Source organism: Paenibacillus sp. 4624 (assembly GCF_050435065.1).
GTDB lineage: Bacteria > Bacillota > Bacilli > Paenibacillales > Paenibacillaceae > Paenibacillus > Paenibacillus amylolyticus_D.
In genome coordinates, this window is record NZ_JBNDJR010000010.1 from 74,814 (window position 1) to 99,624 (window position 24,811).

At 45.6% G+C, this 24,811-nt stretch carries 21 protein-coding genes; 20 read left to right on the forward strand and 1 reads right to left on the reverse strand.

Features of this window, described 5'->3' with window-relative positions:
- Positions 1 to 139 precede the first annotated feature (139 nt).
- Together gltB and ABIE27_RS21565 are read left to right on the forward strand one after the other, a co-directional pair.
- Positions 140 to 4,738, forward strand: a complete 4,599-nt coding sequence (gene gltB / locus ABIE27_RS21560) for a glutamate synthase large subunit (RefSeq protein ID WP_429351453.1) — start codon at positions 140 to 142, stop codon at positions 4,736 to 4,738.
- Between the two features lie 222 nt (positions 4,739 to 4,960).
- Entirely contained in the window at positions 4,961 to 5,113 is a 153-nt protein-coding gene (locus tag ABIE27_RS21565) for a hypothetical protein (protein ID WP_205127914.1), read from the forward strand.
- A gap of 105 nt (positions 5,114 to 5,218) precedes the next feature.
- On the opposite strand, the gene ABIE27_RS21570 is transcribed toward ABIE27_RS21565, so the two are convergent.
- A complete protein-coding gene (locus ABIE27_RS21570) occupies positions 5,219 to 5,587 on the reverse strand; it encodes a helix-turn-helix domain-containing protein (RefSeq protein WP_123063221.1) in 369 nt (122 codons plus the stop codon).
- 342 nt (positions 5,588 to 5,929) lie between these two features.
- Here ABIE27_RS21570 and ABIE27_RS21575 point away from each other — a divergent pair, with 342 nt between their 5' ends.
- From ABIE27_RS21575 to ABIE27_RS21660, 18 genes are all read left to right on the forward strand, one after another.
- Positions 5,930 to 6,367: a hypothetical protein gene (locus ABIE27_RS21575; RefSeq protein WP_123063222.1), complete on the forward strand. Its 438-nt coding sequence runs from the start codon at positions 5,930 to 5,932 to the stop codon at positions 6,365 to 6,367.
- A gap of 152 nt (positions 6,368 to 6,519) precedes the next feature.
- Positions 6,520 to 7,278 (forward strand): tyrosine-protein phosphatase, encoded by a 759-nt coding sequence (locus ABIE27_RS21580; protein WP_123063223.1) that lies wholly within the window; start codon positions 6,520 to 6,522, stop codon positions 7,276 to 7,278.
- Positions 7,279 to 7,343: 65 nt separating this feature from the next.
- Entirely contained in the window at positions 7,344 to 8,096 is a 753-nt protein-coding gene (locus tag ABIE27_RS21585) for a YveK family protein (RefSeq protein ID WP_123063224.1), read from the forward strand.
- A complete protein-coding gene (locus tag ABIE27_RS21590; protein WP_123063225.1) occupies positions 8,077 to 8,757 on the forward strand; it encodes a CpsD/CapB family tyrosine-protein kinase in 681 nt (226 codons plus the stop codon). Before ABIE27_RS21585 ends, ABIE27_RS21590 begins: the two co-directional genes overlap by 20 nt.
- 221 nt (positions 8,758 to 8,978) lie before the next feature.
- Positions 8,979 to 9,887 (forward strand): UTP--glucose-1-phosphate uridylyltransferase GalU, encoded by a 909-nt coding sequence (gene galU, locus ABIE27_RS21595; RefSeq protein WP_123063421.1) that lies wholly within the window; start codon positions 8,979 to 8,981, stop codon positions 9,885 to 9,887.
- The gene (locus ABIE27_RS21600) at positions 9,884 to 10,552 is read left to right on the forward strand and encodes a sugar transferase (protein ID WP_205127915.1); all 669 of its coding nucleotides are present in this window, start codon (positions 9,884 to 9,886) and stop codon (positions 10,550 to 10,552) included. Before galU ends, ABIE27_RS21600 begins: the two co-directional genes overlap by 4 nt.
- A gap of 32 nt (positions 10,553 to 10,584) precedes the next feature.
- On the forward strand, positions 10,585 to 11,553 hold the full coding sequence (locus tag ABIE27_RS21605; protein ID WP_123063226.1) for a UDP-glucuronic acid decarboxylase family protein: 969 nt from the start codon (positions 10,585 to 10,587) through the stop codon (positions 11,551 to 11,553).
- A gap of 16 nt (positions 11,554 to 11,569) precedes the next feature.
- On the forward strand, positions 11,570 to 12,793 hold the full coding sequence (locus tag ABIE27_RS21610; protein ID WP_123063227.1) for a glycosyltransferase family 4 protein: 1,224 nt from the start codon (positions 11,570 to 11,572) through the stop codon (positions 12,791 to 12,793).
- A 1-nt stretch (position 12,794) separates the two neighbouring features.
- Positions 12,795 to 14,102, forward strand: a complete 1,308-nt coding sequence (locus tag ABIE27_RS21615; protein ID WP_429351454.1) for an O-antigen ligase family protein — start codon at positions 12,795 to 12,797, stop codon at positions 14,100 to 14,102.
- Positions 14,103 to 14,104: 2 nt separating this feature from the next.
- Positions 14,105 to 15,274 (forward strand): glycosyltransferase, encoded by a 1,170-nt coding sequence (locus ABIE27_RS21620; protein ID WP_123063229.1) that lies wholly within the window; start codon positions 14,105 to 14,107, stop codon positions 15,272 to 15,274.
- A gap of 1 nt (position 15,275) precedes the next feature.
- A complete protein-coding gene (locus ABIE27_RS21625; protein ID WP_161556864.1) occupies positions 15,276 to 16,358 on the forward strand; it encodes a glycosyltransferase family 4 protein in 1,083 nt (360 codons plus the stop codon).
- Between the two features lie 36 nt (positions 16,359 to 16,394).
- Positions 16,395 to 17,540: a glycosyltransferase family 4 protein gene (locus ABIE27_RS21630; RefSeq protein WP_161556865.1), complete on the forward strand. Its 1,146-nt coding sequence runs from the start codon at positions 16,395 to 16,397 to the stop codon at positions 17,538 to 17,540.
- 44 nt (positions 17,541 to 17,584) lie between these two features.
- Positions 17,585 to 18,787 (forward strand): glycosyltransferase family 4 protein, encoded by a 1,203-nt coding sequence (locus tag ABIE27_RS21635; protein ID WP_429351455.1) that lies wholly within the window; start codon positions 17,585 to 17,587, stop codon positions 18,785 to 18,787.
- Positions 18,784 to 19,680, forward strand: coding sequence for a glycosyltransferase (locus tag ABIE27_RS21640; protein WP_123063233.1), 897 nt, complete (start codon positions 18,784 to 18,786; stop codon positions 19,678 to 19,680). The genes ABIE27_RS21635 and ABIE27_RS21640 overlap by 4 nt, the downstream gene beginning before the upstream one ends.
- A 5-nt stretch (positions 19,681 to 19,685) precedes the next feature.
- Positions 19,686 to 21,065, forward strand: coding sequence for a lipopolysaccharide biosynthesis protein (locus tag ABIE27_RS21645; protein WP_240036674.1), 1,380 nt, complete (start codon positions 19,686 to 19,688; stop codon positions 21,063 to 21,065).
- Positions 21,031 to 22,023: a polysaccharide pyruvyl transferase family protein gene (locus ABIE27_RS21650; RefSeq protein WP_429351456.1), complete on the forward strand. Its 993-nt coding sequence runs from the start codon at positions 21,031 to 21,033 to the stop codon at positions 22,021 to 22,023. The genes ABIE27_RS21645 and ABIE27_RS21650 overlap by 35 nt, the downstream gene beginning before the upstream one ends.
- A gap of 54 nt (positions 22,024 to 22,077) precedes the next feature.
- A complete protein-coding gene (locus tag ABIE27_RS21655; protein WP_429351457.1) occupies positions 22,078 to 23,466 on the forward strand; it encodes a sugar phosphate nucleotidyltransferase in 1,389 nt (462 codons plus the stop codon).
- Positions 23,463 to 24,794 carry a UDP-glucose dehydrogenase family protein gene (locus tag ABIE27_RS21660; protein WP_123063237.1) on the forward strand — a complete coding sequence of 444 codons (1,332 nt, stop codon included), beginning with the start codon at positions 23,463 to 23,465 and terminating at the stop codon, positions 24,792 to 24,794. Before ABIE27_RS21655 ends, ABIE27_RS21660 begins: the two co-directional genes overlap by 4 nt.
- Positions 24,795 to 24,811: the final 17 nt, after the last annotated feature.

Below are 24,811 nucleotides of genomic sequence, written 5' to 3' on the forward strand. Positions count from 1 at the left end.
AGATGGCTCAAGCTGTCACCTCTCCATCTCAGCAGGCAGGCTTATCTCAAGCGAAATGCCGGCTCCTCCCGTTTCATTGTTGCCTGTTGTTATGTTCTTGATCTTTCCGAAATACTTCATTATAGAAAGGTTGCGTTCCATGAGACACATCGGATTACCTCCAAAACAAGGTCTGTATGACCCACAATTCGAAAAAGATGCATGTGGTATGGGTTTTGTTGCCAACATCAAAGGAGTACCTTCACACGATATCGTTAGTCAGGCACTGACCATGCTCAGTAATATGGAGCACCGTGGGGGTCAGGGAAGTGAACCGAATTCCGGTGACGGAGCAGGCATCCTGATTCAGATTCCACATCGTTATTTTGCAAAGGAAGCAGAGCGACTCGGTTTTGCATTGCCTGAACAGGGATTTTATGGCGTAGGCATGCTGTTCTTGTCTCATGATCCGGCAGTTCGTACTGCACATGAAGAGAGCCTGAAGAAGATTATTGAAGAAGAAGGACAGACCTTCCTGGGCTTCCGGGATGTACCTACGTATGATGAGATGCTGGGCCGTTCTGCACTGGCAGCGAAGCCTTACGTACGTCAGGTATTTATCGGAAGATCGGATGAAGTGAAAGATGAGCTTGCATTTGAACGCAAATTGTATGTCATTCGCAGACGTGCTGAACTGGCCATTCGTTATTCCGCAGACGAGGCGGAAGGAGAATCCTTCTACCTGCCGAGCTTGTCTTGCCGTAAAGTGGTCTACAAAGGCATGCTGACAACCGAGCAGGTGGGCAAGTTCTATCTGGATCTGCAGGAAGAACTGGTTGAATCCGCGATTGCACTCGTACACTCCCGTTTCAGTACGAACACCTTCCCGAGCTGGGAACGTGCTCACCCGTATCGTTTCATGATCCACAACGGTGAGATCAATACAATGCGTGGTAACGTGAACTGGATGCATGCGCGTCAGTCCTTGTTCGAAAGCGAACTGTTCGGCGATGACATTGCAAAAGTAAAACCGGTCATTAATCCGGACGGTTCAGATACAGCAATGTTTGATAACACGCTGGAATTCCTGTATCTAAGCGGACGCTCCCTGCCACACGTGGCGATGATGATGGTTCCTGAGCCATGGAGCACCGATGAAGGTATGGACCCTGCGAAAAAGGCGTTCTACGAATACCACAGCACAATGATGGAGCCATGGGATGGCCCTGCGGCTATGGCATTTACGGACGGTTTACAGATCGGGGCTACGCTTGACCGTAACGGTTTGCGTCCTGCCCGTTATTATGTAACGAAGGATGACCGAATCATTCTTTCTTCCGAAGTCGGTGTTCTGGATATCGCACCGGAAGACATTCTGTACAAAGATCGTCTGCGTCCAGGACGGATGTTGCTCGTAGATACTCAAGAGGGCCGTATTATCTCTGATGAAGAAGTCAAAGCGCTCATTGCTTCAGAGAATCCTTACGAAGAGTGGCTTGAAGAGCACTTGATGGATCTGAACGAGTTGCCGGAAGCACCGGAGCTTCCAGACCCTAAACATGACAATGTTACGCAACTTCAACTTGCATACGGATATACATTTGAAGAACTGCGCAAAGTGCTGGAGCCAATGGCATCCACAGGAATGGAAGCTACAGGCTCCATGGGTTATGATGCACCGCTGGCTGTTCTGTCCGATCGTCCGCAACGCCTGTATAACTACTTTAAACAGATGTTTGCACAGGTAACCAATCCGCCGATTGATGCGATCCGTGAAGAGATCGTTACCTCTACAGCGACAACGATTGGTCCGGAGCGTAACCTGCTTAACCCTGAACCGGAGAGCTGTCGCCAGATTCGTCTGGATACACCGGTATTGTCTAATGAAGACTTTGCGAAGATCCGCCACGTTCGTCGTCCGGGCTTCCGTTCCATGACGATTCCGATCTTCTTCACCGCAGCAGAAGGAGCCGAAGGGTTGCGTAAAGCGATGGACTTGCTCTTTGAAGCAGCAGACCGGGTCATCGACAAAGGACACAATATTTTGATTTTGTCTGACCGCGGTGTGGATGCCGAGAATGCAGCAATTCCGGCGTTGCTGGCTGTTGCAGGTCTGCATCACCACCTGATTCGTCAGGGTACAAGAACAAAAGTCAGCATTTTGCTCGAATCGGGAGAACCGCGTGATATTCACCACTACGCATTGCTTCTGGGTTATGGCGTAAGCGCGGTTAACCCTTATCTGGCATTTGAAACGCTGGATGATATGATTCAGCAAGGTTTGCTGCGCGGCATTTCCCATGAGAAAGCCGTGAAAAACTACATTAAAGCCGCAACTAAAGGCGTTATTAAAATATTGTCCAAAATGGGTATCTCAACGATCCAATCGTATCGCGGTGCTCAAATTTTCGAAGCGGTGGGTCTGAAATCAGATTTCGTTGACCGTTACTTCACTTGGACACCTTCACGAATCGGTGGTATCGGTCTGGAGGAAGTAGCAGCAGAGGCGCTGACACATCACAACCGAGCTTTCACAGATAAGGACGGCAATGATAAAGTGCTGGATTCCGGCGGTGAATACCAATGGCGGAACGACGGGGAAGAGCATTTGTTCAACCCGCAAACGATCCACACATTGCAACACGCTGTACGTACGGGCGATTACAAGCTGTACAAAAAGTATTCCAAACTCGTACAGGGTGAGAATGATCAACTGCTCACCATTCGTTCCATGCTGAAACTAAAACCGGTCGGAGCATCCATTCCGCTCGAAGAAGTAGAATCCGTAGAAAACATCATGCGTCGTTTCAAAACGGGTGCGATGTCCTTCGGTTCAATCAGTAAAGAAGCTCACGAAGATTTGGCAATCGCCATGAACCGTGTGGGTGGTAAATCCAACACTGGTGAAGGCGGAGAAGACCCGGCTCGTTTCGTGAAAGACAGCAATGGGGATTCCCGTCGCAGTGCGATCAAACAAGTTGCATCCGGACGTTTTGGTGTAACTTCCAACTATCTGGTCAATGCTGACGAGATTCAGATCAAAATGGCACAAGGGGCTAAACCAGGTGAAGGCGGACAACTGCCAGGCCGTAAAGTATATCCTTGGGTAGCAGAAGTTCGCGGCTCTACACCAGGTGTAGGTCTGATCTCACCGCCGCCGCATCACGATATTTATTCGATTGAGGACTTGGCAGAATTGATCTATGACTTGAAAAATGCTAATCCGCGTGCCGAAATTAACGTGAAGCTGGTATCAGAAGTCGGTGTCGGAACGATTGCTGCAGGTGTAGCTAAAGGTCGTGCGGACATTATCCTGGTCAGCGGTTACGACGGCGGAACGGGGGCATCTCCTCAAGGTTCCATCCGTCATGCCGGTATGCCGTGGGAGCTTGGACTTGCAGAGACACATCAAACGTTGATGCTGAACAATCTGCGTGATCGTGTTGTTCTTGAAACAGATGGCAAAATGCTGAACGGGCGCGACCTGGCTATTGCTGCGTTGCTTGGAGCAGAAGAATATGGTTTCTCTACTGCACCACTCGTAGCACTGGGCTGTATCATGATGCGTGTCTGCCAAATGGATACTTGTCCAGTTGGTGTGGCAACACAAAATCCGGAACTGCGTAAAAACTACATGGGAGATCCTGAACATGTCGTGAACTTTATGCGTTTCGTCGCAGAAGACATGCGTGAGATTATGGCTGATCTTGGTTTCCGTACCATTCAGGAAATGGTTGGACGTACAGATTGCCTCGAAACGGTAGAAGCTGTGGATCACTGGAAGAAAAAAGGTGTGGATCTGTCTGTATTGCTGCATGTGCCTGAACTGCCGGAAGGCGCTGCACGTTACCGTACACAGCATCAGAATCACCAATTAGAAGAAACGCTGGATATGCAACAACTCGTGCCACTCGCACAGCCAGCTATTGAATCCGGTCAACCTGTTGAAGCGGTTCTTCCGATTACCAATGTGAACCGTGCAGTGGGTACCATCCTAGGTAGTGAGATTACACGTAAATATGGTCTTGCTGGTTTGCCTGAGGATACGGTTAAATTTAAATTTGTTGGCTCAGCTGGACAAAGCTTTGGTGCTTTTGTACCAAAAGGCATGACGCTCACGGTAGAAGGAGACTCCAACGACTACGTAGGTAAAGGATTGTCAGGAGGTAAGCTGATTGTTATGCCTTCACCAAAAGCGACATTCGAAGCGGAGAACAACATCATTATCGGAAACACCGCTTTATATGGGGCGACTAGTGGGGAAGCGTATATCCGCGGTATTGCCGGAGAGCGTTTCGCTGTACGTAACTCAGGAGCCAAAGTGGTTGTTGAAGGTTTAGGCGATCATGGCTGTGAATACATGACAGGTGGGCGTGTCGTAGTACTCGGCGATACAGGTCGTAACTTTGCAGCAGGGATGTCCGGAGGTATTGCTTACGTGTATGATCCAAAAGGCGCATTCCTGCAACGCTGCAATCTGGAAATGGTTCTTTTGGAGCGTGTCGAGGATGCTTCTGAAAGTGAAGATTTGCTTGGCATGATTCAACGGCACGTAGCACTTACGGGAAGTGCTGCAGGTCAGCGTATCCTGGATACATGGCAGGATTCCCTGAATCAATTTGTGCGTGTCATTCCGAAGGACTTCAAACGTATGACGGAACAGATCGAGCGGGTACAGGCGACAGGTCTGACAGGTGAAGCCGCTTTGCTGGCCGCATTTGAAGCGAATATGCGTGAGCTTGCGCGCACCGGAGGTTAATGTTTCGTTTATTTTCCTAATTAAAAGAAAAGCTTTAAAACAAAAGGAGTCTTATAGCCGCCAGAACGGCGTTATAAGGCTCCTTTTTGCTTTCGACAAAATTAGAACCCGCTCAAAAAACGTTATCGCCATGAGACGACAACATCGAGGAACGTTCTAAAGTATAATTAGGTTTAGTTTTTGGAGTGCAGAGAAAGTATTAAGATAAGAGAGGTTAGCGGAATGAAGATGAAGCATCCAAACATGGGCGATTCTAAGCCGACAGGTAACAAAGTCGAAGCAACCCGGATGGACATCATGAAAGTTTTACTGCAATGTGGAATCGACCCGGAGCGTTTGAAACATTTCGTATCCTCCGACAACAAGCGTACATGAACCAGTGCACACCAAGGAATGGAGGGAATTATGATACACAAAAAGGCCCAGAAACCGGAGCAGGAAGTACTCGGAAACTGGGTTTTCTTTTCGGGTATCGTATGATTAATCCATACTGCGTTCCATTCGTACAAAAGCGATAAAACGACGAGCTTCTTCCTCCGTTAAAGGTTTACCATCAATCATCAGATCAAAGCGCTCTAACACTTCCTTATCTGACAATTCAAGCGCATCCACGAATTCACGCACGTCTTCATCCATAACCATATCACTTTGCTTCGTACGTCCAATCAAATAATCAATGGACACATCGAAAATGTCAGCAAGCCGCGTTAACACCTCGAAATCCGGTTTGCGCCGGTTTTTCTCGTAGTGGGAAAGAGCCGCTCTGGTAATATGAATGGAGTTCGCAAGTTCTTCTTGAGTAAGTCCCCGCTGTTCTCGTAATTCAGCAATGCGATTTCCGTAGCTCATAAGCTATTTCCCCCTGAACACCATCATATATATTGAAACAATCCTGAGCCAAGTTTTTGATCAGGGAAGCTTTCCTGCAAAGGTACTACGCCTCATTCGTCTCATATACTTCACTTCTTAAATAGGTCTGTCTAAGGACAGCTCATATTGTCGTAAATCAAAAGAACCATGTCCAAATACCGCTTGACATGATACGTATTGTATCGTAAATTGAACGTATGGAGTTACAAAATGTATCATTAAATAGTATTTTAAGTATTTCCTCATGGACTGAGCGTTATACCTGCTAAAAGTAAAAGAGTCTCGCCCATGCTGGCCAATCCATTCTAAAGGAATGAAATCATGAATTCAAAAATTCTTCAGGAATGGGCCGATCTGAAACCAAATGTCCATATGTACATTCAGGAGTTTCATGGGAAAATGGTAGATCGCAAAAGACGTCCCGTCCTGTTGCTTGGTATGGATACACAAGCGATCACTTTCCTGAGCGACCTGAACTTACCCGTATTATCAGAAATGGTACTAGGTTTGGATGTAGAAGACAGCCGTGTATGTGTCAGGCTTCATGCCAAACTGCAATGGAAACAGCCTTTTGGAGAGTTGATATTGTATCATTCAAACTTGCATATTCAGAAAGAGCAAACACTATATATAACTGGACAGTTAAACAGAATGCTTACTGAAGTTGAATTTGAGGCGGTTCCCCGTTCTACATATGGGAATGCAGCAGATCCATCTCCACAGTTAAAGCCGTATCGTTACATTGATTTTACCATATAGGATGAGGGTGAATCTGAACAATTTCTGAACAAGCATGTACTTAACGCCATTTTACTATATTTCGTAGCGTTATGCATTAGTTCTTTAACACCAAAAGCATTTGCGCAATGAATAAAGGGGCGAGGAGGAGCATACATTGAGGAAGTTTGGATATGGTTGAAATGCACTGCCACATATTATTCGGTCTGGATGATGGTCCTGTTCAAATGGAGCAGTCCGTTGCGATGGCTGAGAAGGCAGTAGCTTCAGGAATTACCTCCATTATTGCAACTCCGCATCACCTGAACGGACATTACAACAATGAACCAAAGGTAGTCAATCAGGCTGTTCATATGTTTCGTGCTGAGCTTGCCAAACGAAATATCCGTTTGCAGATTGATCCCGGTCAGGAGATCAGAGTGCACGATGGGCTGATTGAAGACTTGTATGCAGGAAAGTGCTGCACACTGGCCGGTAGTCGTTACATGTTGCTGGAGTTACCCTTTGGTCATATTCCCTCACAGTTCCCCGGAATACTGCACGAACTGCGAATCGCGGGAATTACCCCTATTATCGCTCATCCGGAACGTAACCTTGTCATTTTGAAAAAGCCATTGCTGCTGTCCGATTATTTGATTCAAGGTGGACTATGCCAGCTTACGGCGGAATCATTCACTGGGCTTTTCGGGCGAAAAGTTCAGAAGTGGTGTTTTCATTTTTGCAAAGAAAACGGGTTTCATTTCATTTCATCAGATGCACACGATACGAAACATCGAACGTTCAAGCTGGATGTTGTATATCCGTTGCTTGAACGGCGGTTGGGCCGTGGCTATATTCAACATTTTCAAGATAATGCACGATCCATTTGCAATAATCAACGTATTTCAGCTGTGATACCAGCCAAGAAAAAGCGAAGCTTTTTGTTCTGGTGAACAGCTGCTGATGTACCAAATACATAGTCACATATCATGGCTGACTTATATGGGAGGAAAATCGAATGGAACTCAAAGAGTATTTACACATTTTACGTAAACGCATCTGGATTATTGTTGCCTTCGTAGCTGTGGCTTGTATTGGTGCAGGTGTCAAAAACTACTTTTTTACTGTACCGATCTATGAAGCAGGCGCCAAATTAATCGTCAACCAGGCATATAATGCCCAAGGTGTTCCGAGTTTGGATATTAGCACGATTCAGACGAACATCAAAGTGATCAACTCCTATATGGAGATTATTAAATCTTCTGCAATCCTCGATAAAGTGGCATCGACATACCCCGATCTTGGTATGACCGGGAATCAATTAGGGCAGAACATCCAAGTTTCCACCGCCAATGAGTCCCAGGTTATGAGTCTAACAGCTACGGGGCTATCATCCGAAAAAGCCGCAAAAACCGTAAACGCAGTTGCGAAAGTGTTTAAATCTCAAATCCCCGTAATTATGAAAGTAGACAATGTCACGATCCTAAGTGAAGCGAAACCTACGGATTCCTCCAATCCTATTAACGTCAACCCCATCATCAATATTTTGATTAGCTTTATTGTCGGACTGCTACTGGCAGTAGGGTTTATATTCCTGCTGGAATATTTGGATGACACCTTGAAAACGGAAGATGAATTGGAGAAAGAATTAAATCTTCCTGCACTTGCTGTCATCTCCAAGATTAGAAAAGAAGAGAGCCGTATATCCAAACAGTCATCCATATCTCAAAAACAGGTAGGTGATGGACAGTATGTCACGATTAACCAATGAACGAGTAGGCCTAGTAACGATGGCTAATCCCAGATCTAATTCCTCCGAAGCTTATCGAAAGCTACGCACCAATATTCAGTTTTCATCCATAGACAGTCAGATTCAGACGATCATGATTGCCTCGGCATCATCAGGTGAAGGGAAAACAACGACGATTGGTAATTTGGCAGTCACTTATGCGCAGGAAGGCAAAAAGGTTCTGGTGATGGACACAGATTTACGTAAACCGGCAGTACATCTGATGTTTAATATACCCAATCATGTAGGACTGACCAGTGTGTTATCAAGTCAATACCAAGTGACCGAAGTGCTTCGAGAAACCGGAGTAGAAGGTTTACATGTTTTGTCTTCCGGGCCGATTCCTCCTAATCCTTCGGAGATGATTGGTTCACGTAAGATGACGGCACTCCTTGAGGGTTTAAAGGAAGAGTACGATGTTATTTTGTTCGATACACCGCCGGTTCTGACCGTGACCGATGCATTAATTATCAGTTCCTTGTGTGATGGTGTCATTCTTGTGGTGAATGCAGGCAAGGTGAAAAAGGATCTGGTCAAAAAGGCGAAAGCTCATCTTGAACATGTGAACGCACGTATTCTGGGCGCTGTGCTGAACAATGTGCAGATACCCAAAAGCCGCAATAATAGTTACGGGGAAAAATAACAGGCGTGAGAATTTAATTCCCTTTTTAAATCATCTTAAAAGGTCATGTCTACTATACCTCTATCATGGTAGGCACTCGGTCACACTGTGGGTAGTGTACCTTAGACGTGTATCGTCAGGGGTGTGATGTGAGGAGGGGTTCAATGCCCTATTATGAATCATTTATTTCATGTTTTCATGGTTTTATGAGGTCAAATAAAAAAATGGATAGGGTGATATCTATGACAAAGGTGAGAAAAGCAATTATCCCTGCTGCTGGATTGGGGACCCGTTTTTTACCTGCTACAAAGGCAATGCCTAAAGAAATGCTCCCTATTGTGGACAAACCGACTATCCAGTACATCGTTGAAGAGGCAGTCGCTTCCGGGATCGAAGATATTATTATCGTGACGGGCAAAGGAAAACGTGCGATTGAAGATCATTTTGATAGTGCGTTTGAACTGGAGCATAACCTGCTTGAGAAAGGAAAGCTCAGTTTGCTGGAAGAAGTCCGGAAGTCCTCCAACGTGGATATTCATTACATAAGACAGAAGGAAGCCCTTGGACTTGGGCATGCGGTCTGGTGTGCCCGTAATTTCATAGGCAATGAACCTTTTGCTGTACTGCTTGGTGATGATATCGTCGTTTCAGAAGTACCGTGCCTGAAACAGCTAATCCAGCAGTATGAAAAGGTAGAGCAGTCGGTACTTGGCGTGAAAACGGTAAGTCCGAGTGAAACATATCGCTATGGGATTATTGATCCACTGCACACAGAAGGACGCTTATCTTCTGTAAAGAGTATGGTTGAGAAGCCGCCACTAGGTTCGGCACCGTCCAACCTGGCAATTATGGGACGATACATTTTGACTCCGAAAATTTTCGAATATCTGGAAGAGCAAAATGTAGGCGCAGGAGGCGAAATTCAGCTTACAGATGCGTTGCAAAAGTTGAATATTGATCAAGGAATCAGTGCCTATGACTTTGAAGGTTCCCGCTTTGATGTAGGGGAGAAGCTGGGGTACATCCTTACAACTTTAGATTTTGCACTCAAAAATAAAGAGTTGCGCGCACCGGTGTTGATGGCGATTGAAGAGATTCTAATGAAGGAACAAATGAATCAAATCCTTGTAGCTGGAGGGGATAGTCTGTGAAGCTATCAGGACCGGAATACTTTGGGAGTGGGGAAACCTTGGTTAAAGAGGGGAATGCCGCAGTACTTGAGCAGCCATACTCACAACGTGTTGGCGGGTATACGGATGTGATGAAGCCATTGGTCGATTTTGTTATCGCCATTCTGTTACTGCTGATCACATTACCGGTCATGCTGCTTTCAGCTATTTTGATTAAACTGGATTCCAAAGGGCCCGTGATCTTTAAGCAGGAACGGTACGGGAAAAACGGAGTCAAATTTAACATCTATAAATTTAGAACGATGCGTACGGACGCACCGAAATATGGCCTTTCGCCAACGACCAGTCATGATCCGAGGATTACACGACTGGGCAGAATATTGCGCAAGACGAGTCTGGACGAACTGCCGCAGCTGCTTAACATTATCAAAGGGGATATGAGTTTTATCGGCCCGAGACCTGAAATGAAACGGATTGTGGAGGAATGTTATACCGATCTGGAGCGCAGACGGTTTCTGGTGAAACCGGGAATTACGGGATTGTGGCAGGTGAGCGAGGCTCGCAAGGAGCCTATTCACCATAATCTCCAGTATGACTTCCACTATATTTCCAATGTCTCTATGAAAATGGACATCACCATCATTTTTAAAACCATCGGCGTCATGATTAAAAGCAACACCTTTTGACCATTTTGGATCATAATTTGGAGTGTGATGTAATGAAACATATTGTAGTGACAGGTGCTGCCGGATTTCTTGGCTCTCATCTCGTGCAATCCTTAATTGGCCAGGGTCATCAGGTTACAGGGATTGATAATCTTTCAACAGGTATGATCCGCAATCTGGCAGAGGTTATGGAGAACCCTCATTTTGTATTCCATGAAGCAGATGTTACACTTCCCGATACAATGGATTTTTTCGTTGATCAGCAGGTACATGAAATCTATCATCTGGCTTCGCCTGCTTCACCGAAGTTCTATCAAGCAGATGCCATCGGCACGATCTGGGTGAACACGCGAGGAACCTATCATATGCTGGAACTGGCCCGGGTCAAAGGTGCCAAGTTTTTGTATTCCAGTACAAGTGAAGCCTATGGCGATCCCGAGATTCATCCGCAGCCGGAGAGTTATCGAGGCAATGTAAATACGTGGGGGCCACGAGCCTGCTATGACGAAGCCAAACGGTTGGGCGAAGTTTTTTGTTATGAATACTACACGAAACAACGTGTTTCCGTGAAGGTTGCGCGTATTTTTAACACGTATTCTTCCGGTCTTCGTAATGATGACGGCAGGGTGATATCTAATTTTGTAACGCAGGCGCTGACAGGTCAGGATATTACGGTGTATGGGGATGGTTCACAGACCCGATCCTTCTGTTATGTGGATGATAACATCCGGGGGTTACAAGCTTTCATGGCAGAAGATCGGGCTGATGGAGAGATTATTAACATCGGCAATCCTACAGAATACACAATCCTTGAGGTTGCTCATTTGGTGAAACAACTTACGCAATCGGACAGTAGGGTTGTATTCTTGCCTTTACCTGAAGATGATCCGAAGGTTAGACGTCCAGTGATTGATAAAGCTCGTGAAATATTAAACTGGGAGCCGGAGATTGGTCTGGAAGAGGGATTGAAACGCACGATAGAGCATTATCGATCGATGTTGCAGGTACAGGAAACTGGATAACACTGAACTGCTAACAATGAAGCTGAATAAAAGCGAGTTGAGAACCGTGCAAACTATATTGATTGCTCACAGTTTATACCCACCCCATATTATTGGGGGAGCCGAGATATCGACACAAATTCTGGCCCAGACGCTGGAGTCCAGTTATGACGTGAAAGTCATTACCGTAGGTGGACACAAGGAGGGCGGGGTGCAGACGGATACAGTGAACGGGATTGAAATCTCGCGGCTACCGTTTAACAATCGGTATTGGATCGGTGATACAGCAAGGCAGGCCAGCACTTCTGACAAAGTATTATGGCGCATCCAGGATATTTTTAATGTGAAGCAATACCAGCATATTAAACAATATCTGATGAGGAAACGTCCTGCCCTGATCCACACTCAGAATATTCCGGGACTAAGCCTTGCGATCTGGAAAGCGGCTTTTGAACTGAACATTCCGGTTGTGCATACGTTGCGGGATTTTTCGTTAATTGAGCCCATTGCAATCTCGGCATACTCCAGGTTCTACAGACAGATTTCCAAACATTACAGCCGCAGGGTTTCTTCTGTTATTGGCATATCCGAGCATGTGCTTAACAAGCATATCGAACTGGGATTTTTCGCGCACGCGTCCAAACATGTCATTCATAACATTGTTGAGCGTGATGATCAGGTTCAGCATGTCAATGCGGGGAAAACGGTTCGTCACCAGCAACCCCTTCATGTTGGATATTTTGGACAATTAACCGAGGTCAAGGGTGTTCAGTATCTGATTGAAGCGGTGCAAAAACTCGATCAGCAGATCGTGGGAAAGCTGTTCATCCACGGGGATGGTCCTCTGCTCCATACATTACAAGAACTCGCAGGGACTGATTCCCGGATCGTGTTCGTGGGCAAAATCGATAAAAAGGAGATCACTTCCCAGATGAAAAAGATGGATCTTACCATTGTACCTTCCACCTGGGATGAACCTTTTGGCAGAGTAGTCATTGAATCGTATCAAGCAGGTACGCCAGTCTACGCTTCTAAGGTTGGGGGTATGCCCGAGATTTTGCTGGATGCGGACACCTTCTCCTTCACCGCTCATCGTGCCGATGCGATCCGTGATGCAATCCTCCATTACTATTCATTATCTGAAGCTGAAAAAAACGAATTAATGCTACGATGCTGCGAACACAGCCTATCCTTTAATGAAGATTATCTTCTCACCAGACATGCGATCATCTACGAGAAGTTAATTGGAGGTGAAGGTTAAGATGTACATGAATCCTCTGAACGTCAAATCGTCATCATTAGTTCAAGCGAGGTCTGCTGCTCCTACCTCTTCCATCATAATATTGATTCATGTCTTACTCCTTTATTTGTCCATTTATGGCCTGGTTTCGATCTACGTCGATAATATTGTGATTCGTTCGTTAAAGGATGCAGGCATGTTGCTGCTTGCGGTATATACGCTTGCCCGGGTATATCGCCAGCAGATTCATTTTCTGAATCTATTCCTGTTTATACTGGCCTCCCTCATCGTGCTCGGATCGTTAAATGTTCTTGTCGGTTCCAGCATGGTCACGTTAGTCTATGGAATCAAAATCACGCTTTTACCGCTGGTGATGCTGTTTGCAGGCATGTTTATGGCCGAGCAGGGTGGAATGTACGCATTTGCCAGAACCAATCTGGTTATTTTTATTATGCTCATTGCAGGATGGTGCGCCCAATATGCGCTGGGTATAGAAAAGTTAATCACTATGGGATTCGTATACGGCGTAAACATCAAAAACTATCTTGAGGGTGTGCCGCGTCTATCCTCCATTACGTACTCGCCTGATGGTTATGCGTATGCATTGGTAATGACAGGCATCATTGCAGAGCATACCAAGATGGCAGTGAAACATCGCAGCTTTCGCCTGATGATCCAGTTGCTGACGATCGGTTTTTTGCTCTTATCTACGATTCGATCAGCTTTATTACTCTGGTGTGTATATCAAGTGGTTCTTTTTTTACTTCAGATTCGAAAGTACAGCAAAAAGAATATGTTAGTTCTGGCGGTTGTTTTTCTGACACTGCCAGCGGTTGTGTTTTTCGGAGGCAGGTTGCTACAGTCCAAAAATCTGCTCTCCAGTTCATCCCTGCTGGATCGGTTACAGATATGGGGAAGTAGCCTAACCTCGCCATTCACCATGAATGGCATGATCGGCAACGGAATTGGTTCGGTTGGTGCTGCCAGCCGGCGCACACATATGATGGGTCTGAACTCCAGTAATTTTGCAGTGGATAACCAATACTTTTCCTTGTACGAACAGACAGGCTGGATCGGGCTTGTCTATTTTTTGATGTTATTCATGTGGCTGTTGATCACACTGGTTAGACGAATGAATGCCTCACCTTACCCGACAGTTTCCAGACTTCCTCAGGTGGCTATAGCCCTCGGCGCAGGAGTGGCTACGGCAAGTATGACAACCAACGTTCTTGAGTTGTTCCCTGCGAACGTTTTTTTCTGGATGTTCATAGGCATGGCACTATATCAGCATCGTAATGCAGGTGATATACCATATAAAGCGGGTGAGTGAATATGAAGATTTTGCACATCGGAGAATATGTGGTCGGTGGTGTAGCCACGTATGTAAACGAGCTGGTGTCCTACCAGCGTAACCGGTTTGAGGTTTATGTATTGATGAGTGATTATAACTCAGCCAAGGATTTTGATCTGGAGCCAGAACATATTATTCGTTACAACTACAAGCGCCATCCAAAGCACTTTTTCTCAGCGATGAGACAGATTCACCAAGCTATTCGGCGGATTGAGCCGGATATCATTCATGTACACAGCTCATTTGCGGGTATGCTCGCAAGGGGCTTGTTTTTTTTCACCCCGCGCAAAGCGAGTATCTTCTACTGCTCACATGGCTGGTCTTTTTTGATGGATACCAAACCTTTGCATAAAAAGGCTTATTTCTTGATTGAAAAGATACTGGAATTCAAAACAGACTATATCGTGAACATTTCAAAATATGAGATGGAGCAATCGATTCGAATGGGCATGTCTCCAGCCAAATCCCGATTCGTATACAGTGGCCTGCGTGATCGCAAGCCCCGCAAGGACGAAGAGTCGTCGCAAGTCATTGTGCAGAAGCATGAGAAGGAAGAGCAGGTCAGCATGATTCGGCTCTTGTTTGTGGGCAGATACGATCGGCAGAAAGGACTGGATCTGTTGCTGGACGCATTCAGGCAATATCCCGAGCTGCAGCAGCGTATTCAGTTATACATCATCGGAGACAGCGTGTTGGAAAAGAACGAATGGATCTTTACCGACAATATGATCCGGTTAGGGTGGGTCAATAATGCAGAGATTGATCACTATTACGAGCAGTGTGATGCGATCATTATGCCTTCCAGGTGGGAAGGGTTACCCCTGGTCGCGCTGGAAGCGATGAAAAACCACAAACCCGTCATCGCAAGCAATCGGGCCTCGTTGCCAGAACTGGTGACGCATGGCGTGAATGGCTACATCTTTGAACTCGAACGACTCGAAGGGTTGAGAGAGATACTAATGCAGCTCGACAAAGAAACGCTGGCAGCCATGGGTGAAGCGGGACATCAGGTGTATAAAGAAAAGTTCAGCTCGGATCGAATGAATGAGGAATTCGTGAGTCTCTATTACGAAGCGAGAAATGTAGAAGTTAGCTTCCAAACCGCCGGGCCGGCTTCCCGTTTGGAAATTTCAAAGAGAAATGGAGATTAACATGAATACAATCTATATCAATGCCCGTTTCCTGACACAGACCGTTACCGGGGTTCAGCGATATGCCATTGAACTTGTGAAGGAAATCGATAATTTGATTGACGCTGGAGAAGTAGACGGTACGAAAGTAGAGTTTTGTCTGCTCTCACCCGCGAATGTGGTTACACATCTTGAACTGAAACATATCCGGCACCGGATTGTTGGCAGATTGAAGGGGCATGTGTGGGAACAGCTGGAGTTGCCATTGTACGCGAAAAAAGGGTTGCTGATTAACCTGTGTAACACAGGACCGGCATTCAAACGCAATCAGGTCGTGACGATCCATGATGCTTCCGTATTCAGTTATCCGAAAGCATTTTCCTTCGCATTTCGATCCTGGTATCAGTTCTTAACGGTGCGCTTAGGCAAGATTTCGAAAAAGGTAATTACCGTATCTAACTTCTCCAAAGGCGAGCTGATTCAGCATTGCAAAATTGCCGCGCAGAAAGTATCCGTTACGCATCTGGGCATCGATCATATTCATCATAGGCAGGCGGCTCAAGGCACACTTGAGAAATATGGGATTAAATCCCCGTATGTACTGGCCGTAAGCACAATGAACCCTTACAAAAACTTTAAGCTGATCTTGGACATTTTACCTGAGGTAAAAGCGCAAAATTTGAGTGTGGTCATCGTCGGGTCCAAGAACAGTAAGGTGTTCAGCAATCATGCCGTGAACGATTCGGAAGGTGTGAATTGGGTAGGGTATGTGACGGATGAGGAGTTAAAAGCGCTCTACGAACATGCCACCGGTTTTATTTTCCCCTCCTTGTACGAAGGGTTTGGCTTACCGCCACTGGAGGCGATGGCGCTTGGTTGTCCGGTTATCGTGTCTTCTCGCGGCTCGATCCCGGAAGTGTGCGGAGAGGCGGGACTATACTTTGATCCTCATCACCCGCAGGAAGCAGCTTCACGTCTGGTAGAGATGATGTCTGATCCCGAGCTCGGACAGCGAATGTCCATTCAGGGTAAAGAGCACTCGGCCTTCTTCTCCTGGAACAAATGTGCCAAGGATACAGTCAGCATTATTATGAGCACGGTGTAAGCATGCCAAATGTATTGTTGTGAGGGAGATAAAGCTATGAACAAAGTGTTTGTCGCGATTGATTTCCCGCCTGAAAAGGGAGGGATTCATGATTATGCCTACGGGCTTATATCACAGATTCCGGCAGAAGAGACAACGGTGCTGACCAATAAAATAAATAACACCGCGGAGTCAGAGCAGTTTGACCAGAAGCATGATTTTGAAATAATTCGGAAACGGATTTTTTCAGAATCCAATAAATGGCTGATGATTCTCTCGCAGCTCGTTCTGGTCATGCAGCTGATTCTGTTGAAATGGCGCAAAAAAACAGATGAGATTCATTTTGTGAATATATTCCCGGTTGGCCTAGCTGGCCCGTTGATGAAATTCCTTTTCAGAGTAAAATACTTCCCCTACGTTCACGGCCTGGATGTGATGGGGATGGTTAATAGCCGATTGTTCCCACTTCTGTTATTCATTCTGAAGCGTGCGGACAAGGTGATTGCCAATAGCCAATATACGAAGTCGAAGCTGGTGGAACTGGGGATTTCGGAGCCTCAGATTGTCATTATTCCACCGGGACTTAACGTGAACAAGCTAAATGCGGATACAGGGAGCCAGGGGGATTTACGGGATAAGTATGGTCTGCATGGCAAAAAAGTGATGATCACCGTCTCGCGAATTGTGGAACGCAAAGGTCATGATGTCACACTGAAAGCCGTGAGTCAGGTTATTACGCATATTCCTGATCTGAAGTATGTTATCTGCGGGGATGGGCCGTATAAGGGAGAGCTTGAACGACTGGTAACTCAGTATGGACTCGAATCTGTCGTTGTGTTTACAGGACGTACGACGGATCAGGAGCTTCATCAGTTATATGAATGTGCGGATCTCTTCATTATGCCAAGTCGGGATATCAAGGAAAAGGGTGATGTGGAAGGGTTCGGAATTGTATTCCTGGAAGCCAACTATTATCGGTTACCTGTCATTGCAGGCAACAGTGGCGGTATTCCCGACGCCGTGAAGGATACTATCACCGGTTATCTCGTAGACCCGGTTAATGATCAGGAGATTGCTACGCGTATCGAACAATTAATGACGGACGAGGGACTGTCCAGAACGATGGGGGATAACGGGTACGACTGGGTGGTCAATCATTGTCTGTGGTCGCATCGCGGACAGTTGTTGAAGCAATTGGCCTAATGGATAGTGCCGCAATCTTCATGTCCTAATGGGGAGGATTAAGGATGAAAATATGTATCGTTACTCACAGGGTTGTTAAAGGGGAGGGTCAGGGCAGAGTTAATTATGAGATTGCAATCGAAACCCTAAGACAAGGCCATGAAGTTGTTATGATCTCCAATGAGGTGGAACCGGAACTCCTGGAATATGAGGGAGCTACATGGATTAAAGTTTTTCCTTCGCTCAAGTTACCCCAGCTGTTACGATACCAAATATTTGCCTTCAAAAGTGCCACCCATATTCGCCAATTAAGAAAAACAAAGCAAGTTGATCTTGTGATGGTCAATGGTTTTATCACCTGGGCTAGAGGGGACATCAATGCGGTTCACTTTGTGCACAGTACATGGATAAAATCCCCCGTACATAGCTTCCGTGTACACCGCTCATGGAAACGATGGTATTTTGGTCTGTACACGCTGGTGAATGCGTATCTGGAACGATTCGCCTTTCGTAAAAGTGGCAGAATCATTGCGGTTTCAGAGAAAGTAAAGCATGAATTGATTCAATTAGGCACGCATCCCGATAAGGTGCAGGTTATTCATAATGGAGTGGATGTCCATGAATTTTACCCCAGTGATGCTGGAGAGAAGAGCAGAATGGATATTAACTCCGGCCGAGTCGTAGGTTTATTTGCAGGTGATATTAGCAGTCCGAGAAAGAATCTGGATACGGTATTGAAATCGATGGTGTCTGTACCTGAGTTAGAACTCGTTGTGGCGGGATCTACAGATCGAAGTATTTATCCTCAAATGGCTAAAGACTTAAACATAGAAGATCGGGTCCATTTTCTGGGCTATCGGAAAGATATGGGGTATCTCATGCGCAATGTGGATCTTTTTATTTTCCCCTCGCGTTATGAGGCTTGCAGTTTGGTCGTGTTGGAGGCTCTTGCCTCAGGTATTCCTGTTGTTATCACGAAGGAGTCGGGAGTAACTGAAATGATCAAGAACGATCATGAAAGTATCCCTCCCGGTGTCATTTTGCAAGATGCCAATGATGTAGATGGGCTGGCAGTCATTCTCAACACGTTAATGCAGGATAAAGCCTATTTGAATGAGATGGGCAAGGTATCCAGAGAAGTGGCTCTTCGAAATGATTGGAAGAAGATGTCTCTTACCTATTTGGAGAGCTACGAAGACTACTTAAAACACAGTGGAAGCCATGCTGGAAGAATGAAACGAAAACAAAGCATTGAGGTGGAATTATGAGAGCATCGGTAGTCATATGTACACATAACAGAGCGAAGGATACCGTTGAAGCTGTCCAAAGTGTTCTAGCTCAAGAGGATCATGATATTGAATTTGAAGTACTGGTTATCGATAATAACTCCAAAGATAACACCAAGGAATTATTTCAGAATGCCGATTGGCCTAATCAAGTTCGCTACATCTTTGAAAGTAGGCTTGGTCTATCTTATGCTAGGAACCGTGGCATTCGAGAAGCGCAAGGAGAATTTATCATGTTTCTGGACGATGATGCGCTGGCCTCTTCTTCCTGGATTCGTGAAGTCATTCAGGTGTTCGAACGGGATGAGCGGATTGGCTGTGTAGGCGGAAAAATTGATCCGATCTGGGAAGGCGGCAAGCCAGATTGGATTCCAGATGAGATTATAGGCCTGTATACGTTGATGGACTTTTCGGATCAGGTTACCGAGATGAAGCCGCCCTATTTCCCCTTTGGGGCAAATGTGTCTTTTCGAAAAAGCGTGTTTGATTCCATTGAGCCGTTTCGCGAAGACTTAGGGCGTGTAGGAAATAATTTGCTTTCAAGCGAAGAGAGTGAACTCATCAGCAGAATTCGAGAGAAATACGCCATATTTTATACGCCATATGGGTCAGTACAGCACAAAATTTCCAAAAGCAGATTAAATAAACGCTGGCTCTTGCGGCGCATGTATTGGCAGGGAATCAGTGATGCAACACGTTACAACAAGAGCGGCTGGGGTGTGTTCAAACATATTGTTCGAATTGCACAAGCAGGGCTGATGATGTTGTTATATATGAATAATGTACAGAAGGTCATGAGCCAATTAGTCAAAATATCTTATCGGAACGGCACGATTGTAGGGTCTCTCCGAAATGGCAGAGGGCTGAACACCTGATGAACATGGCGATTGCCCGAAAACCAAGGCAGCGAAGCATTATTCAGACCATTGTCATGACCAGCATGGCGAATATTCTCATTATGGCTGTGACCACGTTAACCTCAATTATTACAGCCCGTATGTTCGGAGCGACGGGGAAAGGGGAACTCGCTGCCGTTTTATTTTGGCCTGCATTCATTTCGGGTTTGGCCGCATTTGGCCTGCCCACTTCGTTAATTTACAATGTCAAAAAGAACAGTCAGCAACTCCCTGTTTATATCAGTATGAGTTTTGCCGTTCAGATTCCGATTAGTATCATCGCCGGGTTGATTAGTTGGTTTGGTATCCCTGTCTGGTTATCTGGATATTCAGAATCTGTCATTACTATTGCACGATGGTATACCGTATCCATGGTTCCAGTGATGCTGTTCATGGGTGTGCTTGCAGCCGCCGCACAAGGAACCGACAAGTTCCATATTTATAATCTGTCGCGCTTGCTGGCTCCCTTATTGAATCTGGTAGGATTGGTACTATTGTGGATAGCCCAGGTATTAACCGTGGAAAGAGCCATTATGATCAGCTTAGCCAGCACTATACTGGTATTGACCTGTTATATGATTGCGATGCGTCAGCAAATATTCAGTTCCGTCAGCAAGCTGGTAGCTCAGATTCGAACAGGGATTCATTTATTCAGCTATGGCCTTCGTGTATATGGTGTAGAGCTGCTGGGCACGTTGTATAGCCAGTTTGACAAAATTATTATTTTGGCTCTGCTGACGCCCAAAGATTTCGGATTATATTCGGTTGTGTTTGCCCTGTCACGTATGTTTAATGTTGTGCAGACGGCAATCACCAATGTCATTTTTCCAAAGGTAGCCGGCATGGAGCAGCAACAGGTGTTGTCTCTTGTTGGCAGAGCTTTTCGCATTAGTATGGTACTTATGACGATCATCATCATACCGAGTATGCTGATTGGTCGTTTTTTTATTGGTTTGTTGTTTGGCCCGGAATTTCTGGAGGCCAGCGGTGTATTTTATCTGTTATCTCTGGAGTGTATTGTTGGCGGAGGATCATGGATTCTGGCTTCCGCATTTAATGCGCTGGGGAGACCCGGCGTTATCGTGCTTCGGCAGGTCATTGCGCTTGCTGTGACGATCACGTTGTTTTTTGTGCTTACACCGATGTTCGGGCTATACGGTTTAGGGCTGGCGTTGTTACTTGGTTCCTTTGTCCGTATGCTGATGTCGTTAATATCCGTAACGATTATTTTCAAAATGCCGATGCACAAAATGTTGTATAACAATGAAGATATGGCCTTCCTCAAGCAAAAATGGAGAGAAAAAAATCTTATTAAAGGAGCCAGAAGAGATGTCAAACGTGCAAAAGATTCATCCCATGGATGAGTTGAAAAAACGACTTGAATCGATCCTTGAGGTTGTACCTCCTCATTCGAAGATTTACTACATTGATTATCCGGTCTATAGTAACGGTGGCGATATACTAATTATGAAGGGAGCGGAAGCCTTTTTTAAAAGCAATAACATCAGGGTTTCTGCAAGATACAGTGTGCATGACTTTCATGAGAACATTCGCATCCCCGATGATCATATCATCGTTCTTAGCGGGGGAGGTAATTTCGGAGATTTGTATGATGCTCACCAGAACGTGAGAGAATCAATTGTTAAAAATTATCCTAGGCACAGAGTCGTTATTTTGCCGCAAACTATTTTTTATAAAGAAGAATCCAATATTCACAAAACCGCTGATCTTTTTAACCAGCACAAGGATCTCCACTTGTATGTACGGGATGAGTCATCTCTTCAACTGGCTACGACGTACTTCCAACATTGTCACGTAAAGCTTCTTCCAGATATGGCACATCAGCTTTGGCCTATCGAAGTTAAGCGAACACCAACCAGTGAGGAACTTCATTTTTTTAGAACCGATATTGAGAAAAATGCAGAGCAAACGGACTCGAAATTAGATGGAGATTACCTGGATTGGCCCACATTGTATAACAAGTACGAGCGAAAGCTAATCTACTATATCAGTAAAGGATTAAAGAAACCTGCTTCGCGAGCCATTTTCCAATTCATATGGATGAAATATAGCGACTACCTTGTGAATAAGGCTATACGCTGCTTCTCGAATTATCGCATGATTCACACATCCAGGTTACATGGTCACATCCTGTCTTGTCTAATGGCGAAGCCTAACCTATTAATTGATAACTCTTATGGGAAAAATTCGGGATATTACCGGATATGGACACATGAAGTGAACACAGCCAATATGGACTCTTCTTCCAAGGCGAGTGCTCCACCCGTGCCTAAGTATATGGAATCAACGGTAACCGTGTAACGAACGAGAAGTTGTCCCGTATCATCTTAAAATATATAGAGTGGAGTGGTTGCATTGAGAATCGTACTTCTCTCCGGTGGATCGGGTAAGCGATTATGGCCTTTGTCCAACGACACGAGATCTAAACAATTCCTGAAAGTGCTTGAAGGTGAGGATGGGCTGACGGAATCCATGGTACAGCGCGTATGGAGACAACTGAAGCATACGGGGCTGAGCGAACAAGCAACGATTGCAACGAGCAAACCTCAGGTGGAGATTTTGCGAAGTCAGTTGGGGTATGAAGTGGATCTGGTCGTTGAGCCTGAACGAAGAGATACCTTTCCTGCAATCGCCTTGGCGGCTGTATATTTATATTCCGTGCAGGGAGCCAGCTTAAATGAAACGGTAGCGATGCTTCCGGTTGATCCCTATGTGGAGGAGTCTTTTTTTTATAAGGTAACAGAGCTTGAGGACATATTAGATGACTCCGGTGCGGAGCTTGCGTTAATTGGAGTGAAGCCAACGCATCCTTCGGAAAAGTATGGTTACATCATTCCAGAGCGGTCTGAAACCAAAGAAGAACAACGTTATGCTAAAGTATCCCGTTTTCAAGAGAAACCCCGTGAAGCTGAAGCCGCAGAGATGATCGAACAATCTGCCCTTTGGAATTGCGGGGTTTTTGCATTCAAACTCAACTATTTGATCAATCTGCTCATCTCGCTTGAACTGCCCATCCAGTATGAAGAAATGCTGAAACAATACGGGAGATTGCAGAAAATCAGCTTTGATTATCAGGTGGTGGAGAAGGCTGAGCATATTGTGGTTACACCTTATGAGGGGTATTGGAAAGACCTTGGTACATGGAACACGCTGACAGACGAGATGAGTACCAATATTGTGGGCAAGGGTGTCATGACGAACAGCACGGTGAACACACATTTGATTAATGAATTAAACATTCCGGTCTGTGTGCTGGGAGTATCCAACTTGATCGTGGCAACAAGTCCTGATGGCATTCTCGTCAGTGAAAAAGAGGCAAGTCCTCAGATCAAAGAATTGTTGAAAGACAGCGCTGAGCGCCCCATGTATGAAGAACGTCGCTGGGGCTGTTACAGAGTGCTTGATTACACACGCAATAAAAAAGGCGAAGAAGTATTAACCAAACGCATCATCATCGAGCCCCATAAAAACTTTTCGTACCAGTACCATCTCAAACGAAATGAAGTATGGACCGTTGTCTCAGGAGAAGGTGAATTCATTATGGACGGCGAGCTCAGACCGCTCCATCAAGGAGATGTCATTGTGATTCCGGCAGGGGGGAAACACAGTGTCAAAGCGTTGACCGAACTCGAAATTATTGAGGTGCAGATGGGCAGTGAACTGGTGGAAGAGGACATCGTTCGCGTTGAGATGGAATGGGAAGATATTATCCAAAATTGCGTGAATTGGGGGAAAACAAGATGAATATTGCGGTGATTGGAACAGGTTATGTGGGCCTGGTATCAGGGGTTTGTTTTTCGGAGATTGGAAATCAGGTGATCTGTGTAGATAACAATGAGGAAAAAGTACAAATGCTGAATGAGGGCATCGTTCCGATCTACGAACCTGGTCTTAAAGAGTTGATGACTTCCAATATGCAAGCAGGTAAACTGGCTTTCACTTCAAACATCGGTGAGGCGATACACCAATCAGATATTGTCTTTATTGCCGTGGGTACACCTTCTCTGCCAAATGGCGAGGCCAACCTTAGTTATGTAGAGCAAGTAGCATACGAAATTGGTACACATCTCGAAAGCTACAAAATTATCGTGACCAAAAGTACAGTTCCTGTAGGTACCAATGACCGTATCCGCGATCTGATTCGCAACATATCCTCCCAGCCATTCGACGTGGCCTCTGTTCCCGAGTTTTTGCGAGAAGGCTCCGCAATCAAGGATACGCTTAACCCCGACCGGATTGTCATCGGCACCAGCAGTGAACGGGCCATCCAGACGTTAAAGAAACTTCATCGGCCCTTAACAAGCAACCTGATTATTACAGATATCCGCTCAGCGGAGATGATTAAATACGCATCCAACGCATTTCTGGCAACCAAAATATCATTTATTAATGAAATTTCGAATATTTGTGAGAAAGTTGGCGCCGATGTTACACGTGTTGCAGAAGGCATGGGGTACGATAAACGCATCGGGTCTGCTTTTTTGAAGGCAGGTATCGGTTATGGCGGCTCTTGTTTTCCTAAAGATACACAGGCACTGATTCAGATAGCAGGTATGGTGGATTATGATTTCAGACTATTGAAATCCGTGGTGCAAGTCAATCAGGACCAACGCATGCAAGTCATCTACAAGCTGCAGGAAGCGCTAGGGTCACTCGCAGGAAAAACGATTGCCATCTGGGGACTCGCCTTTAAACCGGATACGGATGATGTGCGAGACGCACCGGCCATTGATATTGTTCAACATCTTATTGATGCCGGAGCAACGGTCAAAGCTTACGACCCGATTGCAACGGATAACTTCCGTAAAGAGATCGACATTGCCTCCATTTCGTGGGAGGATAGCCCGCTTCATGCTGCTCAAGACGCGGATGCACTATGTGTGCTGACAGAATGGAAGGAGTTTGCCCAGGTTGATCTGACAACCTTAGCCCAAACGATGAAGGAGCCTGTGATGATTGATGGTCGTAATGTGTATAGTGCTGAGCAGATTCAAGCATCTGCCTTCCACTATTATTCTGTCGGACGTCCAGGTCTTGTGAAGCTGGAAGGGAAAGCGACAGCAATTATCTAATCTGCCAGTGAATATTA